Origin of the sequence: Tritonibacter scottomollicae (assembly GCF_032924845.1) — a bacterium.
GTDB lineage: Bacteria > Pseudomonadota > Alphaproteobacteria > Rhodobacterales > Rhodobacteraceae > Epibacterium > Epibacterium scottomollicae.
In genome coordinates this window covers 2,648,046-2,664,120 of the sequence record NZ_CP136704.1, presented here as the reverse complement: position 1 = coordinate 2,664,120, position 16,075 = coordinate 2,648,046, and the positions used below count along the sequence as shown (strand labels likewise).

General features: G+C 60.4%; 13 protein-coding genes. 9 read left to right on the top strand and 4 right to left on the bottom strand.

Annotation, left to right across the window (positions count from 1 at the left end):
* Positions 1-55 precede the first annotated feature (55 nt).
* The 3 genes from nudC (at position 56) to R1T40_RS13285 (ending at position 3,862) form a co-directional block, all read left to right on the top strand.
* Positions 56-1,039: an NAD(+) diphosphatase gene (nudC, locus tag R1T40_RS13295; protein ID WP_317384459.1), complete on the top strand. Its 984-nt coding sequence runs from the start codon at positions 56-58 to the stop codon at positions 1,037-1,039.
* Between the two features lie 70 nt (positions 1,040-1,109).
* Positions 1,110-1,577, top strand: a complete 468-nt coding sequence (locus R1T40_RS13290) for an SRPBCC family protein (RefSeq protein ID WP_317384458.1) — start codon at positions 1,110-1,112, stop codon at positions 1,575-1,577.
* A 221-nt stretch (positions 1,578-1,798) separates the two neighbouring features.
* Positions 1,799-3,862: a putative bifunctional diguanylate cyclase/phosphodiesterase gene (locus tag R1T40_RS13285; protein WP_317384457.1), complete on the top strand. Its 2,064-nt coding sequence runs from the start codon at positions 1,799-1,801 to the stop codon at positions 3,860-3,862.
* Positions 3,863-4,053: 191 nt separating this feature from the next.
* Here R1T40_RS13285 and R1T40_RS13280 read toward each other — a convergent pair whose 3' ends face one another.
* Together R1T40_RS13280 and R1T40_RS13275 are read right to left on the bottom strand one after the other, a co-directional pair.
* Positions 4,054-4,737 (bottom strand): pentapeptide repeat-containing protein, encoded by a 684-nt coding sequence (locus tag R1T40_RS13280; RefSeq protein ID WP_317384456.1) that lies wholly within the window; start codon positions 4,735-4,737, stop codon positions 4,054-4,056.
* A 63-nt stretch (positions 4,738-4,800) separates the two neighbouring features.
* A complete protein-coding gene (locus tag R1T40_RS13275) occupies positions 4,801-5,631 on the bottom strand; it encodes a prephenate dehydratase (RefSeq protein WP_106161508.1) in 831 nt (276 codons plus the stop codon).
* 120 nt (positions 5,632-5,751) lie between these two features.
* Between R1T40_RS13275 and R1T40_RS13270 the strand changes: the two genes are divergently transcribed.
* The 5 genes from R1T40_RS13270 (at position 5,752) to R1T40_RS13250 (ending at position 12,502) form a co-directional block, all read left to right on the top strand.
* Positions 5,752-6,252: a c-type cytochrome gene (locus R1T40_RS13270; protein WP_317384455.1), complete on the top strand. Its 501-nt coding sequence runs from the start codon at positions 5,752-5,754 to the stop codon at positions 6,250-6,252.
* A gap of 322 nt (positions 6,253-6,574) precedes the next feature.
* Positions 6,575-8,515, top strand: a complete 1,941-nt coding sequence (locus tag R1T40_RS13265) for an extracellular solute-binding protein (protein WP_317384454.1) — start codon at positions 6,575-6,577, stop codon at positions 8,513-8,515.
* A gap of 7 nt (positions 8,516-8,522) precedes the next feature.
* Positions 8,523-9,611 carry a microcin C ABC transporter permease YejB gene (locus R1T40_RS13260; protein WP_106161514.1) on the top strand — a complete coding sequence of 363 codons (1,089 nt, stop codon included), beginning with the start codon at positions 8,523-8,525 and terminating at the stop codon, positions 9,609-9,611.
* Between the two features lie 130 nt (positions 9,612-9,741).
* The gene (locus R1T40_RS13255; protein ID WP_317384453.1) at positions 9,742-10,848 is read left to right on the top strand and encodes an ABC transporter permease; all 1,107 of its coding nucleotides are present in this window, start codon (positions 9,742-9,744) and stop codon (positions 10,846-10,848) included.
* Between the two features lie 58 nt (positions 10,849-10,906).
* Entirely contained in the window at positions 10,907-12,502 is a 1,596-nt protein-coding gene (locus R1T40_RS13250) for an ABC transporter ATP-binding protein (protein ID WP_317384452.1), read from the top strand.
* Between the two features lie 172 nt (positions 12,503-12,674).
* On the opposite strand, the gene hemN is transcribed toward R1T40_RS13250, so the two are convergent.
* Positions 12,675-14,030, bottom strand: a complete 1,356-nt coding sequence (hemN, locus tag R1T40_RS13245) for an oxygen-independent coproporphyrinogen III oxidase (RefSeq protein ID WP_317384451.1) — start codon at positions 14,028-14,030, stop codon at positions 12,675-12,677.
* A gap of 60 nt (positions 14,031-14,090) precedes the next feature.
* On the opposite strand from hemN, the gene fnrL reads away from it, so the two are divergent.
* Positions 14,091-14,831 (top strand): transcriptional regulator FnrL, encoded by a 741-nt coding sequence (fnrL, locus tag R1T40_RS13240; RefSeq protein WP_106161519.1) that lies wholly within the window; start codon positions 14,091-14,093, stop codon positions 14,829-14,831.
* Positions 14,832-15,141: 310 nt separating this feature from the next.
* Here fnrL and R1T40_RS13235 read toward each other — a convergent pair whose 3' ends face one another.
* Positions 15,142-15,981 carry a universal stress protein gene (locus tag R1T40_RS13235; RefSeq protein WP_317384450.1) on the bottom strand — a complete coding sequence of 280 codons (840 nt, stop codon included), beginning with the start codon at positions 15,979-15,981 and terminating at the stop codon, positions 15,142-15,144.
* Positions 15,982-16,075: the final 94 nt, after the last annotated feature.

Genomic DNA, 16,075 nt, shown 5'->3' with positions numbered 1-16,075 from the left:
TCGTATCGAGGCAGGGCGCGAGAACCCGGTGTGACATGCAAACAGCGAGGCAGGTATGAAACGGGCAGAGCAAGTCACATTCGGCGGTAGCGGCCTGGATCGCGCAGCCCATCTGCGGACCGTTCCCGAAGAGCTGGATCGGATATGGTCGACAGCGGAGGCGTTGGTTATGCTCTTGTGGCGGGGCAAGCCGCTTTGTCTGCATGATACCGGACAGGATCATGCGGCGGGGTTAGCGTTTCTGCCGACCAGCCACCCGCTGGTGGCGCAGCGGCGGGCGGAGGCGCTCTTTCTCGGGCGCGGTGCGCAGGCCGCGGGGTATTTTGCGCTCGATCTGGGAGAGTGGGAGCCGGAAGAAACCGACTTGTCTACGCTTGATACGTTTCTCGATCCCAGCGAACAGCGTCACCCTGATCTGCCATCGACCCATGTTTTTGCAGAGCTGCGGGCCGTGATGACACGGCTTACACCGCGAGAGGCGGAGCTGGCGGCGACCGCGAAGGCCTTGCTGGGTTGGCATGCAACACACGGGTTTTGCGCCTGCTGCGGTGCGGCCAGCCGGGTCGAGCAAGCCGGGTGGCAGCGTCGGTGCCCAAGTTGTGGCGCCGCCCATTTCCCGCGCACTGATCCCGTGGTGATCATGCTGATCACGCGGGGGGATCGCGTGTTGCTGGGCCGTTCACCTGGCTGGCCAGAAGGGATGTATTCGCTTCTGGCAGGGTTCGTCGAGCCGGGGGAGACGCTGGAGGCCGCCGTGCGGCGCGAGGTTCTGGAAGAATCCGGCATCCAGGTTGGCGACGTCGGGTATCTTGCAAGCCAGCCGTGGGCATTTCCCATGTCATTGATGTTCGGCTGTCACGGCGTGGCCCTGAATGATGAAATCGCCATTGATCCGTCAGAAATCGAAGATGCGATCTGGTTGACCCGTCAGGAGGTCATGGATGCGATCGCCGGCGACCATCCAAAAGTGCGCGCGCCACGCAAAGGTGCAATTGCGGGGTTTCTATTGGAAAACTGGGTTGCGGACACACTCGGGTAACCGACATAGTTTAGGAATGTTTGACGGTCGCACTTGCGGCTGGTTGTATCGTTACGGAGCTCCATCGCTTATGCATTTCGAAACCAAAGAAGACACAGATTGCCCGATCCAGGACCTGTTCGTGGCAATTTCGGATTTTGAAAGCTTCGAACGCTCCGCGATTCGGCGTGGTGTTGATGTGCAACGCCATGGCGACACTGCCGCGCCACGCGACGGGTTGTACTGGGATGTCACTTTTAACTTTCGCGGGTCAGAACGCCGGGTACGGATTGATGTCGCCGACTACGACGTTCCGAACACGATTTCCTTTGCAGCGGTCGGGAACGGCATGAGCGGTGATCTGAAGGTGGACTTGATGGCGCTGTCTGCGCAACGGACGCGGATGACCGTCCGCGTGGACCTGAAGCCCAAGACACTGGCGGCACGCCTTTTGCTGCAATCGCTAAAACTGGCGCGGAACAAGTTGAACCGCAAATTCCGCACGCGCGTGGCCGAATTTGCAAGGCAGACCGAAGAGCGTTTGGCCCGATCTGCTTGATGTGCAAAAGAAAACACCCCGAGCGTGCAGAGCGACCTGCGCTTAGGGCAATCGATGTCCTCGCGAGATCAGATTTCGGAGCTTGGGAAACAGACCGGTTTGAGCCAGCAGTAAGCTATATTTGTAAGCATTTTTTACGCCTTTCCTCGGTATACTAGAGCATTTGTTAAGTAGCTTGCCTCAGGGTCGGAGCATGGACGGCACGGCCTGAGGAAACAAAAATGTACCGCTTGTTGGACTGCATCACGCAGGAACACCACTATGGTCTTGTCGCGGTCGCGGCCCTGATCTGTATCGTCGGCTCGGCCCTGTCCGCGCATATGTCAACAAGGTTGACCCAATGGACCGGAAAACGGCGTCTGGTGCAGCTGCCCTTGGCCGGTTTGGTCACGGGTGCCACAATCTGGTCGACCCACTTCATCGCGATGCTGGCCTATGAGCCGGGCTATGACCACGCATATGAGCCGGTACTGACCGGGGTGTCGCTTCTGGTCGGAGTGTTGGGCTCGCTAGCCGCCAACGCGGGGCTCGCCTTCGCGCGCGGTGCGGTTGGACCGATCTTGGCGGGCGCGGTCGTTGGGCTGACAGTCTCGGCGATGCACTACGTGGGGATGCAGGCCTATCAGCTGCCCGGCACCATCGACTGGCGCTTGGGAACCGTCGTGGTGTCAGTGCTTCTGGGCATCGGGTTCGGGGCGGCGTCCTATTGGGGGATCGCCAGACAGCGGAGCGGACTGCGCGGGCGGATTTTGCCTGCGCTGCTGATGTGCGTAGCGATCTGTCTCATGCATTTCACCGGCATGAGCGCGATCGAAATACGCCTGGATTCTGCTGTCGAGGTGCCGCCAAAGGCCATGTCTGAAGCGGCAATGGCGATGCTTATCTTCGGGGTCACCGGGATCATCCTGCTGATTGCGGTCGCCTCCGCCAGCATCGAGGTGAATATGGAGGACGAGACCCGCAATCAGCTGCAACTTGCGGCGATGCATGATCCGCTGACCGGCTTGCGCAATCGCATGTGGCTTACCCGCAGGCTGGAAGCCCTCAAACTCCGGCTGAACGAGAACGAAGTCGCACGGGTTGCCATCATGACCATCGACCTCGACCTCTTTAAGGAGGTGAATGATGTCTATGGCCATGCTGTTGGCGATACCGTGCTGATGCAGGTCTCGCAACGCCTGACCCGGCAGCTGAGCGAGGGGGAATATCTTACCCGAATTGGGGGCGACGAGTTTGTGGCCATAAAAGAGGGCTTTCGCCGTATCGAAGAGGTGCTGAGCTTTGCCGAGCGTCTGCATGCTGAGATCATCGAGCCGATTGATCTTGAGGAGGTCTCGCTGCGGGTCGGTGCGTCCATCGGAATTGCCACGACGCTGGAGGATGGCCGCGATCCCGAAGGTTTGCTGTATAAGTCCGATGTCGCCATGTATCGGGCCAAATCAGAACCGGACACGCCCATCTGCACGTTCAACGCAGAGATGGATCGCAGTAGTCGTGAAAAGACCCAGATGGTGCATGATCTACGTCTGGCACTTCAGGGGGATGAATTCGAGCTGGTCTATCAGCTGCAGAATGCGCTTGAGACGTTGGCGCCCGTTGGGTTCGAGGTGCTGCTGCGCTGGAACCACCCGGTGCGTGGTCGGATTGCGCCGGATGAGTTTATTCCGGTCGCAGAAGAAACCGGGCTTATTCGCGATATCGGCCGATGGGTGCTGCGCGAAGCCTGCCGTGAAGCCGCCAATTGGAGTCGCCCCTTCAGTGTTGCCGTGAACGTGGCGCCACAACAATTGGTGCAGCCGTCCTTCATCGAGGACGTGATGGATATCCTGATGGAAACCGGCGTCAGCGCAGAGCGGCTGGAGCTGGAGATCACGGAGGCAAGTATCATCGACGATCAGGCGCATACCCTAAAGGTCATGCACAAGCTCAAGGCGCTTGGTATCCGCATTGCCATGGATGATTTCGGCACAGGGTATTCATCGCTTGCCACGTTGCAGGCCTTTCCGTTCGACAAGATCAAAATCGACCGCAGCTTTGTGCAGGATGTGCACAAGGACGCGCAGCGGGCCGCTATCGTACGCTCAACCCTGCTTCTTGGCGCGGCGCTGGACATTCCGGTACTCGCCGAAGGGGTCGAGGTCGAAGACGAGCTGCACTTCTTGCGCGGCGAAAGCTGCGCCTCCGTGCAGGGCTTTTACTTTGGTCAGCCTATGACACGCGATGATATGCGTTTGATCGCCTGCGAGCAGAATGAGGATACTGAGACGGCGACGCATGTGGCCTGACGCCTTTGTTTAAGAGGACATCGGGCCTGATCTGAATGTGGCTTGGTCTTCACATCCTGTCCACATCCGGCATGCGCGGTTGCGCCAGGCTGGCGGGAGGCCTGCACTCGGAAATTGGGCCTCGCGCGGGCCTCCTGCGTCGTTGCAGATCGCACTCACAAGAGCCGATGTCACTGAGGGTTCGGCGCGCGCTACAGGACCGTCAGTCCAAGTTGGCCCAGCAGATCAGCGGCCTGTCGCTTTGAGATCACGGCTCCTGCGAAACGTCGGGCATCTGTGAGCTTTACACCACCCAGATCGGCGCCGCGTAGGTCGGCACCCTCGAACCGGCACTCAGGCAGATGGGCATCGCGCAGCGAACTTGCCTCGAAAACAGCATCACGGAAGTCACAGCCTCTGAGGTCGGCCTCCGTGAAATCCACGTCCTTCAAGGTTGTTTTGCGAAAGGACAGCTTCGGCAGGATCGCAAATCGCAATAGCACCGCTTCCAGTCGAAGCCCGAGCGTACGTGCATCGGTGAAATCCGCGCCTGTCATCTTGCATTGGCGCAGTCCGGCAGAGGTCAGCGTCGCTCCTCTGAAGTCGGTGTTGCTGAAATCTCCGCCTTCGATTTCGGCCTCCTGCAGGGAAGCGTCGATAAAGCTGCTGCCACCAGCCCGGCAGTTGGCGAAACCGGCCTCCTCAAGCTGTGCGCCATTGAAGGATACTCGGCTCAGGTTGCATCGCACGAATTGCCAGCCGGAGCATTCAAGCCGCGCCAGATCAAGTTCGGAGAGATCACAGTCTTCGAGGCGCGCGACCTCGCCGGTCTCTACGATGCGCTCCAGGTCGGAACGTCGGAGATTTTGATTGGAGACTGTCGTTTCGGTTTCCATGTCATGCCTAACAGCTCTACCGCGCCGATTGGATTTGCCGCTCCATTTCTGGAGGCAGTCCGGTCAACGGATCTGATCGGCAGGGTAGACGCCAAGAACCTCTATGTTGGTGGTGAAATAGGCCAGTTCATCCATCGCACGCTTGACGTTCTCGTCCTCTGGATGGCCGTCAATGTCGGCGTAGAACTGTGTCGCTGTGAAAGAGCCGCCGACCATATAGCTTTCCAGCTTGGTCATGTTGACGCCATTGGTCGCAAAGCCGCCCATGGCCTTGTACAGAGCGGCGGGAATGTTGCGGACCTGAAAGACAAAGCTGGTGATCATGCCCTTGTCGCCACGTCGACTGAGATCAGCTGTGCGGGACATTGTCAGAAAGCGCGTGGTGTTGTTGCCCTGATCCTCGATGTGGCGCGCCAACACGTTGAGGCCGTAGATCTCGCCCGCCAACTCCGAAGCCAGCGCGGCATGGGTCACATCGGCGCGTTCAGAGACTTCGCGTGCGGCACGGGCGTTGTCGGGACTGACCCGGCCGCGAATGTCATGCTCGCGCAGGAAGCCCGCGCATTGCGGCAGCAGGACCAGATGGGAATGGGCCTCCTTGATATCCTCCAGCGTCGCACCGGGCACGCCAAGCAGGTTGATGTGAACCCGCACGAAAGCCTCATCAATGATCCTCAACCCGGAATGCGGCAACAGCCGGTGAATATCCGCAACCCGCCCATATGTGGTGTTTTCCACCGGAAGCATCGCAAGTTCCGCTTCGCCGGAGCGGACAGCATTTATCGCATCCTCGAAACCACGGCAGGGCAGCACCTCCATATCGGGGCGCTTGTTGCGGCAGGCTTCGTGGCTATAGGAACCAAGTTCGCCTTGGATCGCGATTTTCTGTCTCATGGTTGCGTCATCTTTGCAAAAACTTGAGGAAATGGTCGTTTAGTCGCGGTGTCTATACCTTGCCAGTTGTCAGGGGAACCCTTACACAGCCTGCAAGACAGCTGAAATGGACTCGCTATCATGTTTGACACGATGACACTCACCAAAGCGACTGCAGGCTTTTGCGGCGCGTTCCTTGTGTTCCTCTTGGGCAAATGGGTTGCCGAGGAGCTTTACCACGTTGAAGCACACGGCGAGGCGTCCTACGTCATCGAAGTGGCCGATGCTGGCGCTGCGAGCGACGAACCCGAAGTGGACTTTGCAACGCTGATGGCTGAGGCAGATGTCGACAAGGGTTCCAAAGTGTTCCGCAAGTGCTCGGCTTGCCACAAGGTTGATGGCACCGACGCAACGGGTCCGCATCTTGACGGAGTCGTCGGTCGCGACATCGCGTCGATCGGTGGATTTAGCTATTCTGGCGCGCTGGTCGGGCTCGAGGGAGCTTGGACGCCAGAAGAGCTGAACGAATTCCTGACCAAGCCTTCGGCCTATGCCTCCGGCACAACCATGTCCTTTGCAGGTCTGAAGAAAGTTGGTGATCGGGTAGATCTGATTGCCTATCTTGAAAGCTTGGGGAACTGATCGGATCAGTCTCTAAATCCAGTCAGAATATCGGAATATTCTCAAAAGGCCGCAGCTTCTGCTGTGGCCTTTTTGCATTCGGATGTGGCGCATGAATTGCACCACCCAAGTCGCGCCGGATTCCAAGGCCATTGGGTGGTGGTGGTATTGAAATGCTTCGTTGCTGCGCCACATCGGCGGTGATCTGCTTTCAAATCAATGCGAGCGCGCATTCTCGGCTTGAAAACAACAGGTCCGGACATTTAGCTTCGACGGTAACAGAACAAGGCACCGGGACCACAGAGCCCCGATGAAGAGGTGCCGCATAAGAAGGGTTAGGCAGATGACGATCAGACGCGTGCATGTGACGACAACAGTGACTGCGAAATCCCGCGACCGATCATGGATCAAGCCTCTGGCCAGTGCGGCGCTCCTGTCTGCCGCGGCGCTCCTGACCTCCGCGGTGACCGCCCGCAGCGCTGACGAGACGGATGTGATCACCAGTCATGGCTATTCCTTCTATGGTAACCTCGACTACCCGGCAGATTTCACCCATTTCGACTATGTGAACCCGGAGGCCCCGAAGGGCGGCGAGCTGGCGATTCCCTTCATCGGCACGCTCGACAGCATGAACCCCTATTCGGGTAAGGGCCGGGCGCACGCGTTTTCCGTCTACCCTTATGAGAGCCTGCTGGCCGATGCCGCGCCTGCGGATAAATACGGCCAGTCCTACTGCCTGCTGTGCAAAAGCGTGGAGTACCCGGAGGACAAATCCTGGGTGATCTTCCACATGCGCCCGGAGGCAAAGTTTTCTGATGGCACGCCGGTCACCGCCCATGACATCGCCTTCAGTCATAACCTTCTGCTGGATCAGGGGCTGAAATCCTATGCCGACGCGGTGCGCAAACGTATCCCGAAGGTGGAGGTGATCGACGATCACACCATCAAGTTCTACTTCGCCGACGGCATCTCCCGGCGCAGCCTGATCGAGCAGGTGGGCGGGGTGCCGGCCTGGTCGAAGAAATGGTTTGATGAAACCGGCCAGAAGTTGAGCGAGAACTGGATTGAAGGCCCGCCGGGCTCCGGCCCCTATATCATTGACGAAATCGACCTGTCCCGCCGTCTCGTGCTGAAACGCAATCCGGACTACTGGGGCAAGGATCTGCCGGTGAACCAAGGGCGGCACAACTTTGACACGCTGCGGGTGGAGATCTTTGCCGATGACACCGCTGCATTTGAGGCGTTCAAGGCGGGCGAATATACCTTCCGCGCCGAGGGCGACAGTAAGAAATGGGCCAGCGGCTATGACTTTCCCAAGGTCGACAGCGGTGCGGTGAAGCTGGAGGAACTGCCCAATGGCGCGCCGCCCAGCCCCTCAGGCATCATCTTCAATCTCGCGTCGCCGGATTTCCAGGATAGGCGCGTGCGAGAAGCACTGGCGCTGGCCTTCAATTTTGAATGGTCCAATGAAAGCCTGCTCTATGGCCTGTTTGAACGCCGTGCCTCCTTCACCCAGAATTCGCCATTGATGGCCACAGGGGTGCCGGAGGGCGCGGAGCGCGCGTTTCTCGACAGCCTCGGCGATCTGGTGCCGTCGGAGATGCTGGAGGAAGAAGTCTATGTGCCCGTGACCTCCGAGCCGTCCCGCCTGTTCGACCGCCGCAACGCCCGCAAGGCCGCCGCGCTGCTGGAAAAGGCCGGATATCCCGTTGGTAGCGATGGCAAGCGGGTGACGCCGGAAGGCGCGCCGTTTGAACTGGACTTCCTGTTCTCCTCGTCGTCTTCGCCAACCACGCGCGGGGTGATGGAGAATTTCGTCAACAACCTCGAAAGCCTTGGCGTCGCTGTGAACTTCGAGGTGGTGGACACCGCCCAATACACCAGCCGCGAGCGTGCGCGGGATTATGATCTGGTGGTGGACTCCTATACCTCCTTCCTTGGTACCGGCACCGGGTTGGCGCAGCGTTTCGGCTCTGAGGCGGCGGAATACTCGCTGTTCAACCCCGCCGGGTTGGCCTCGCCGCTGATCGACAGCATCATCGAGGAATCCCTCCGGGCGGAGACCCGCGAAGAGGAGGTCGCCATCATGACCGCGCTCGACCGGGCGCTGCGGCACGAATTCATCATGATCCCGCTGTGGTACAATCCGGATCATTGGGTGGCCTATTACGACCAGTTCGAGCACCCGGCGGTAATCCCGCCCTACAGCCTCGGGTATCTGGACTTTTGGTGGTATAACGAGGACAAGGCCAAAGCGCTGCGCGATGCTGGCGCGCTGAGGTAACTCCCTGATGCTCAACTATATCCTGCGGCGCCTTCTGCTGGTGATCCCGACGTTGATCGGGATCATGGTGGTGAACTTTGCGCTGGTGCAATTCGTCCCCGGTGGTCCGGTCGAACAGATGATCGCGCGGCTTGAAGGCGGCGGCGATGTCTTTAGCGGCTTTTCCGGGGCGTCCAATGACGCGGGCGCCGAAACCGTCGGTCAGGCCGAAAGCCAATATGCCGGGGCCCGGGGCCTGCCGCCGGAATTCATCGAGGAACTGGAGCGTGAATTCGGCTTTGACAAGCCGCCGCTGGAACGCTTCCTCAACATGCTGTGGAGCTACGTGCAGTTTGATTTTGGTGAGAGTTATTTCCGCAATATCAGCGTTATAGATCTGGTATTGGAAAAGATGCCGGTGTCGATCTCGCTGGGCCTGTGGTCGACGCTGATCGCCTACATGATCTCAATCCCGCTTGGCGTGAAAAAGGCGCTCCGCGATGGCAGCCGCTTTGACAGCTGGACCAGCGGCGTCATCATCGCGGCCTATGCGATCCCCGGCTTTCTGTTTGCGATCCTGCTGCTGGTGCTGCTGGCGGGGGGCTCCTACTGGCAGATCTTCCCACTGCGGGGGCTGACCTCGGAAAACTGGGAGAGCCTCAGCCTGATGGGCAAAATCGGTGACTACTTCTGGCACATCGCCCTGCCTGTGCTGGCCTCCACCATCTCGGCCTTTGCGACGCTGACGCTGTTGACGAAGAATTCCTTCCTCGACGAAATCAAGAAGCAATATGTGATGACCGCCCGCGCCAAGGGTCTGACCGAAAACCGGGTGCTTTATGGGCATGTGTTCCGCAACGCGATGCTGATCGTGATCGCGGGGTTTCCGGGCGTGTTCATCTCGATCTTCTTTTCCGGCAGCCTGATCATCGAGACGATCTTCTCGCTCGACGGGCTGGGCCGTCTCGGGTTCGAGGCCGCAGTGGCGCGGGATTACCCGATCGTCTTTGGCACGCTGTTCATCTTTGGCCTTATGGGGCTGGTTGTGGGGATCCTGTCGGACATCATGTATGTGCTGGTTGATCCGCGCATCGACTTTGAAAAGCGGGAGGGCTGAGGCGTGATCTTTGACCGACCTCTTTTGAACTGGAACCCGACCGCGACGGCGGGAGGCGGGCGCGGGATGTCCCGTCTCGTGCCCGGACACGACTCACTTCGGACACAAACCCAGAGGGAAACCTGACGTCATGGCTCTCTCTCCCCTCAACCAGCGCCGCTGGAACAACTTCCGCCGCAACCGCCGCGCGCTCTGGTCGCTGCGAATCTTTGTGGTCCTGTTTGGCCTGTCGCTCCTGGCCGACGTGCTGGCCAACGACAAGCCGATCTTGGTGAATTACCGCGGCGACTACTTTACCCCGATCTGGAACTTCTACCCGGAGACCGACTTCGGCGGCGATTTCCAGACCGAGGCGGTCTATCGCGATCCAGAAGTGCAATGCCTGATCGCGTCGGGTGGCAGTCTTGATTGTTTTGATGCCCCCGAGGACATCCTTGCGCAGATCGACGCCGGGGCCTACGCGGGCGAGGATTTTGTCGAGGGCTGGTCGCTCTGGCCGCCAATCCCCTACAGCTTTGACACGCCGGTGAACCGTTCTGGTGCGGCGCCGCTGCCGCCCAACTCCCAGAACTGGCTGGGCACTGATGATACCAAGCGTGACGTGCTGGCGCGGGTGATTTACGGATTTCGCCTGTCGATCGTCTTCACCCTGATCGTCACGGCGGCGGCCAGCCTCATCGGCGTTGTTGCCGGTGCGGTGCAGGGCTTTTTCGGCGGCTGGCTGGACCTGATCTTCCAGCGCCTGATCGAGATTTGGTCGGCGACGCCCTCGCTGTACGTCATCATCATCATGTTCGCGATCTTGGGGCGCGGTTTCTGGCTTCTGGTGTTCCTGATGATCCTGTTCAGCTGGACCGCGTTGGTGGGCGTGGTGCGGGCCGAATTCCTGCGCGCCCGCAACCTGGAATATGTCCGCGCGGCCAAGGCATTGGGCGTGGGCAACATGACCATCATGTTCCGCCACATGCTGCCCAACGCGATGGTGGCGACGCTGACCATGCTGCCCTTCATCGTGACCGGCACCATTGGCACGCTGGCCAGTCTCGATTTCCTCGGTTTCGGTCTGCCGTCCTCGGCTCCGTCGTTGGGCGAGATGACCTTGCAGGCCAAGCAGAACCTGCAGGCGCCCTGGCTTGCCTTCACCGCCTTCTTCACCTTTGCCATCATGCTCTCGCTTCTGGTCTTCATCTTTGAGGGCGTGCGGGATGCGTTTGATCCGAGAAAGACCTTTTCATGACGTGTGCAGACATGAGGTTTGAGAACCGTTCGGCAACCGGCCGGGGCAGGCAAGGCCAATGACGCAGTCCCCCATCCTTCAGGTCAAGGACCTGCGCGTTGCATTCAGTCAGGACGGCCAGTTGACCGAGGCGGTCAAGGGCGTCTCCTTCTCGCTGTCACGCGGTGAGACCGTGGCGCTGGTGGGCGAATCCGGCTCCGGAAAATCCGTCTCGGCGCTCTCCACCGTACAGCTCTTGGGCGACAGTGCGCATGTGTCCGGGTCAGTTACCTACGACGGGCAGGAGATGATCGGTGCAAATGAGCGCACCCTGCGACAGGTACGGGGCAATGACATCTCTTTTATCTTTCAGGAGCCGATGACCTCGCTCAACCCGCTGCATACTATCGAAAAACAGCTGGGAGAGGCGCTGGCGCTGCATCAGGGCGTGATGGGCGAGGACGCCCGTGGTCGCATTCTCGACCTGCTGAACAAGGTCGGCATCCGCGACGCCGAAAGCCGCCTTGGCGCCTATCCGCACCAGCTGTCGGGCGGGCAGCGCCAGCGGGTGATGATCGCCATGGCCTTGGCCAACAAACCCGACGTGCTGATCGCGGACGAGCCCACAACGGCGCTTGATGTGACCATCCAGGCGCAGATCCTGGACCTGCTGGCCGAGCTGAAAGAAAGCGAGGGCATGGGGCTCTTGTTCATCACCCATGACCTGTCCATCGTACGCCGCATCGCGGATCGGGTCTGCGTGATGAAATCTGGCGAGATCGTCGAAGAAGGCCCTACGGCGGAGCTGTTTGCCAATCCCAAGCACGCCTACACGCAAAAGCTGCTCGCCGCTGAACCTTCGGGGCGACCGGGGCCGGTGCCGCAGGACGCGCAGGAGCTGGTCTCGACCAAGGACCTCAAGGTCTGGTTCCCGATCCAGCGCGGTTTTCTGAAACGCACGGTGGGACATGTGAAGGCGGTGAACCCGATGTCGCTCTCGGTTCGGGCGGGAGAAACGCTTGGGATCGTGGGGGAATCCGGGTCCGGCAAGACCACGATGGCGCTGGCGATCATGCGGTTGATCGCGTCCGAAGGCGAGGTGCGCTTTCAGGGGCAGGATCTGCGCCAATGGTCGACGCGCAACCTGCGCCGTCTGCGCAAGGACATGCAGATCGTTTTTCAGGATCCCTTCGGCTCGCTCTCGCCCCGGATGACCTGCCAGCAGATCATCTCCGAAGGGCTGGCGATTCACGAGGTGGACCAGCACCGCAAACCGCGCGAACTGGTGGCAGAGGTGATGGAGGAGGTCGGGCTCGATCCGGCGGCCATGGACCGCTACCCGCATGAGTTTTCCGGCGGCCAGCGCCAGCGCATCGCGATCGCCCGCGCCATGGTGCTGCGCCCCAAACTGGTTGTGCTGGATGAGCCCACCTCAGCGCTTGACATGACGGTGCAGGTGCAGATCGTCGACCTTCTGCGTGACCTGCAGGCGCGTTACGGGCTGGCCTATCTGTTCATCAGCCACGACCTCAACGTGGTGCGTGCCATGTCGCATGAGATCCTGGTGATGAAGGCCGGGGATGTGGTGGAGCAGGGCCCATCGGAAGAGGTCTTTGCCAACCCGCAACAGGAATACACGCGGCATCTGTTGTCGGCGGTGACAGGGACGCCTTAGAACGCGGGTCGCCCTCGGCTGAGCTATGATGTGTCGAACAGTCTCGCAGCTGCGCCCTGGACACGGCGCCAAGGGCAGGGGGGAGGCTCCCGCCCGTCCACGCTGCATTGAAAATGCAGCCCGTCCCGTTGGGCCGGGCGCCGCTGACGCGGCGCGGGACCGGCTGCAGGCGTCAGATGGCCGAGCTGTGGCCCGCCTTGCTGAGATCGTAGGCGTCGAAATGGCGCGCGATCATTCGGGTCAAAGGCTTTCCCTCTGATCGGATGCGCAGGCCATCCGCCGACACGTCCAGCATGTCCGGGAAGGCGGCGGCGACATCGCGATACATCGCGCTCAGTTCGGCTTGGGTAATCGCAAACCGGGACAAGATGTCGTCGGATGAGATCGCGAAATCACACATCAACGCCTCGATCAGGCGGCCACGCAGCCGATCCGCGGCGCTGAACATATGACCGCGCGTGGTTGCGAACTGCCCGTCTCGCACTGCCTTTGTATAGGCGGAGGTGGACGGCGCGTTCTGTGCGTAGCCCTGCGGGAAGCGGGAGATGGACGATGCGCCAAGCCCGACCAGCACGTCGGCCCGGTCGTCTGTGTAGCCCTGAAAGTTGCGCCGCAGGTTGCCGGTGCGCTCTGCCATCGCCAGCCCGTCATGCGGGGCGGCAAAGTGATCGATCCCGATCTCGCGGTAGCCATCCCAGAGGAACAACCGCCGCGCGGTTTCGAACAGCTTCAGGCGGTCTTGTGGCGTGGGCAGGCTGTCGGTCGGGATCATGTTCTGCCGCCGCGCCATCCACGGCACATGAGCGTAGCCATAAAGAGCCACCCGATCCGGCGAGAGCGACAGAAGTTTCTGCACGCTTTCGGTCATCGACATGACGGACTGATGCGGAAGTCCGAAGAGGATATCGGCGTTAAGGCTGGCAATGCCGCGCGCGCGGATCATCTCGACCGCGTCATGTGTCAGATCGAAGGACTGAATGCGGCCAATGGTCTCCTGAATGTCCGGATCAAAATCCTGAACGCCAATGGAGGCGCGGGTCATCCCCGCTGTCGCCAGCGCATCGAGACGCGCGGCGTCGATCTCGTTCGGGTCGATCTCCACTGAAAATTCGCCACCCTTGGCCATCGGCACCACGGCAAAGATCGCCTCGGCCAACTCTGTCATCAGATCCGGCGTCAGCAGTGTCGGCGTGCCGCCGCCCCAGTGCAGGCGCGACAGGGTCACCCCCTCGGGCAGGTGTTGCGCCAGCAGGGAAAGTTCCTGCTTCAGCACCTCCACATAGGCCCGCACGGGAGAAGCCGATTGCGTGCCCTGCGTGCGGCAGGCGCAGAACCAGCACAGCCTCCGGCAGAATGGCACATGCACGTAGAGGGAGATCTCTGACCCGGGCGTGATCGAGCCGATCCAGGATGCAAAGCGGTCGGCACTCACGTCATTGTTGAAGTGAGGCGCGGTGGGATAGCTTGTGTAGCGGGGCACCTTTGCGTCGAATAGTCCGAGCTGGGCCAATTGAGATTCCTGTGTCATGCGCATAAGGTAGGGGCGACCGAAAGTTTCGGCTTTGACACAGATCAACCAGAGGCGCGCATGACCCTTGCAGAGTACAAATTGACCGACTGCGCGGATTGTCCGATTCGCCATCGGGCTGTCTGCGCCCGGTGCGAGAGCGACGAATTGGAAGCTTTGGATGCGATCAAATACTATCGCAGCTATGAAGCTGGCCAGGCCGTGATCTGGTCAGGCGACCAGATGAATTTTGTCGGATCCGTCGTCTCTGGCATCGCGACTTTGACCCAGACGATGGAGGACGGGCGCACCCAGATGGTGGGGCTGTTGTTGCCAAGCGATTTTGTGGGGCGACCGGGGCGCGCGGGAGCGGCGTATAACGTCGTCGCCACGACAGACGTGGTCATGTGCTGCTTTAGAAAGAAACCTTTCGAGGATCTGCTGGCGAAGACACCGCATATCGCGCATCGCCTGCTGGAAATGACGCTGGACGAGCTCGATGCGGCGCGTGAGTGGATGCTGGTGTTGGGTCGTAAGACTGCGCGCGAAAAGATCGCCAGCCTGTTGTCGATCATCGCGCGGAGAGATGCGTCTCTCAGCACCGATCCATCCTCCGGCGCAGTGAGCTTTGATCTCAAGCTGACGCGGGAGGCGATGGCGGATTATCTCGGCCTGACGCTGGAAACGGTCAGTCGGCAGATTTCGGCGCTGAAGAAGGCTGGCGTGATCTCGCTGGAGGGCAAGCGGCATGTGACAGTGCCAGATATGCGCCGCCTGATCGAGGAAGCGGGTGATGACAGTGATGGTGGGTTGGTCGGCTAAACGTCCGCTGCCCGCTCGGCGAATTGTCGGACCTGTTTTGTTGAGGGCGGCTTAGTCGAGGGCGGCCAGGTTCTCGAAACCCGCTGAACAATGGAGGTTCTGCTCTCGTTCGTGAGGCCAGCGCGCTGACTGCACTATTTCGCGGCCGCGCAGACCCAGCACCCGTGGGATGCTGAATTGCGTGCCCGTCGAACCGCTGCGGGATGGCAACGGTTCGGTCAGCCGAGGGGCGAAAGGCCACCCCAACGAGATGGAGCGCCTGAAACGCACGGGGATGCAGCCGCAAGCCGCGCGCGCCCGGCTATCAGGGTCAATGTGCCATCAGCACCGGCAGCTGCGCGTGTTCCAGCATATTGCGGGTGGTCCCGCCCAGGATCGACTCGCGGAACCGAGAGTGGCCATAGGCCCCCATCACGATCAACTCTGCCTCGGTGTCGGTCGCGTGACGGCTGAGCACATCCGAGACCCGCGGCAAGGTCTTGCTGAGCACATCAATCTCGCAGGCCACGCCGTGTCGCGCCAGCATCTGGCACAGCAGACCACCCGGATCAGACCGTTCCGTGCCATGTTGCGGCGGGTCAATCACCGCGATCCGCACCAGATCTGCCGCCTGCAGGACAGGCAAGGCCTTGCGCACGGCAACCAACGCTTCAATGCTTTCGTCCCAGGCTACGACCACGGTCTTGGGAGACGCCGGCAAGCTGCTGTTCTCCGGCAGGACGAGGACCGGCGTGCGGGCATCGAACAGCGCCGCTTCGACGATCGGTTCCACTTCCGGTCCCTGACCATCACCGTAGGGCAGCTCCATCACCACAAGATCGCTGAAGCGTGCGTGATGTGCCATGACGCGGGTAATGTCGCCGAGCGGAGTGATCGCGTTGGAGATTGTGTAAGGCACATCGGTGGCTTGCAAATGTCGGGTGGCGGCTGCTTCGGTGGCCTGCATATCTTCGCGCGCGCGCTCGATCATTGTGTTGATTGCAATCGCATTTGCGCCACCGTCGTAATACCCGACTCTGGTGCGGTCGACGCCGAGGCACAGCACATCGAGATGGCCGTCATTGCGGCGCACCATAGCTTCGGCCTGATCCAATGCGGTTGTGGTGCCATCGGGCGTGGTGCGGACGGTGAGAATTGTTTTGTATGTCATGGACTGACCCTTTCCCAAATCAAATGGTTCCGGCGAAGGAGTGTGGCATTGCAACAGTCGCGTGCCAGGTTTTCCCCATGAGGTGACATGACAC

Bases quoted from the DNA above. Each gene is read 5' to 3' on its own strand.
- R1T40_RS13260 (WP_106161514.1), top strand. From the start codon at position 8,523: ATGCTCAACTATATCCTGCGGCGCCTTCTGCTGGTGATCCCGACGTTG.
- hemN (WP_317384451.1), bottom strand. From the start codon at position 14,030: ATGACACAGGAATCTCAATTGGCCCAGCTCGGACTATTCGACGCAAAG.
- fnrL (WP_106161519.1), top strand. From the start codon at position 14,091: ATGACCCTTGCAGAGTACAAATTGACCGACTGCGCGGATTGTCCGATT.
- R1T40_RS13250 (WP_317384452.1), top strand. From the start codon at position 10,907: ATGACGCAGTCCCCCATCCTTCAGGTCAAGGACCTGCGCGTTGCATTC.
- R1T40_RS13270 (WP_317384455.1), top strand. From the start codon at position 5,752: ATGTTTGACACGATGACACTCACCAAAGCGACTGCAGGCTTTTGCGGC.
- R1T40_RS13275 (WP_106161508.1), bottom strand. From the start codon at position 5,631: ATGAGACAGAAAATCGCGATCCAAGGCGAACTTGGTTCCTATAGCCAC.
- nudC (WP_317384459.1), top strand. From the start codon at position 56: ATGAAACGGGCAGAGCAAGTCACATTCGGCGGTAGCGGCCTGGATCGC.
- R1T40_RS13285 (WP_317384457.1), top strand. From the start codon at position 1,799: ATGTACCGCTTGTTGGACTGCATCACGCAGGAACACCACTATGGTCTT.
- R1T40_RS13290 (WP_317384458.1), top strand. From the start codon at position 1,110: ATGCATTTCGAAACCAAAGAAGACACAGATTGCCCGATCCAGGACCTG.
- R1T40_RS13235 (WP_317384450.1), bottom strand. From the start codon at position 15,981: ATGACATACAAAACAATTCTCACCGTCCGCACCACGCCCGATGGCACC.
- R1T40_RS13255 (WP_317384453.1), top strand. From the start codon at position 9,742: ATGGCTCTCTCTCCCCTCAACCAGCGCCGCTGGAACAACTTCCGCCGC.
- R1T40_RS13265 (WP_317384454.1), top strand. From the start codon at position 6,575: ATGACGATCAGACGCGTGCATGTGACGACAACAGTGACTGCGAAATCC.
- R1T40_RS13280 (WP_317384456.1), bottom strand. From the start codon at position 4,737: ATGGAAACCGAAACGACAGTCTCCAATCAAAATCTCCGACGTTCCGAC.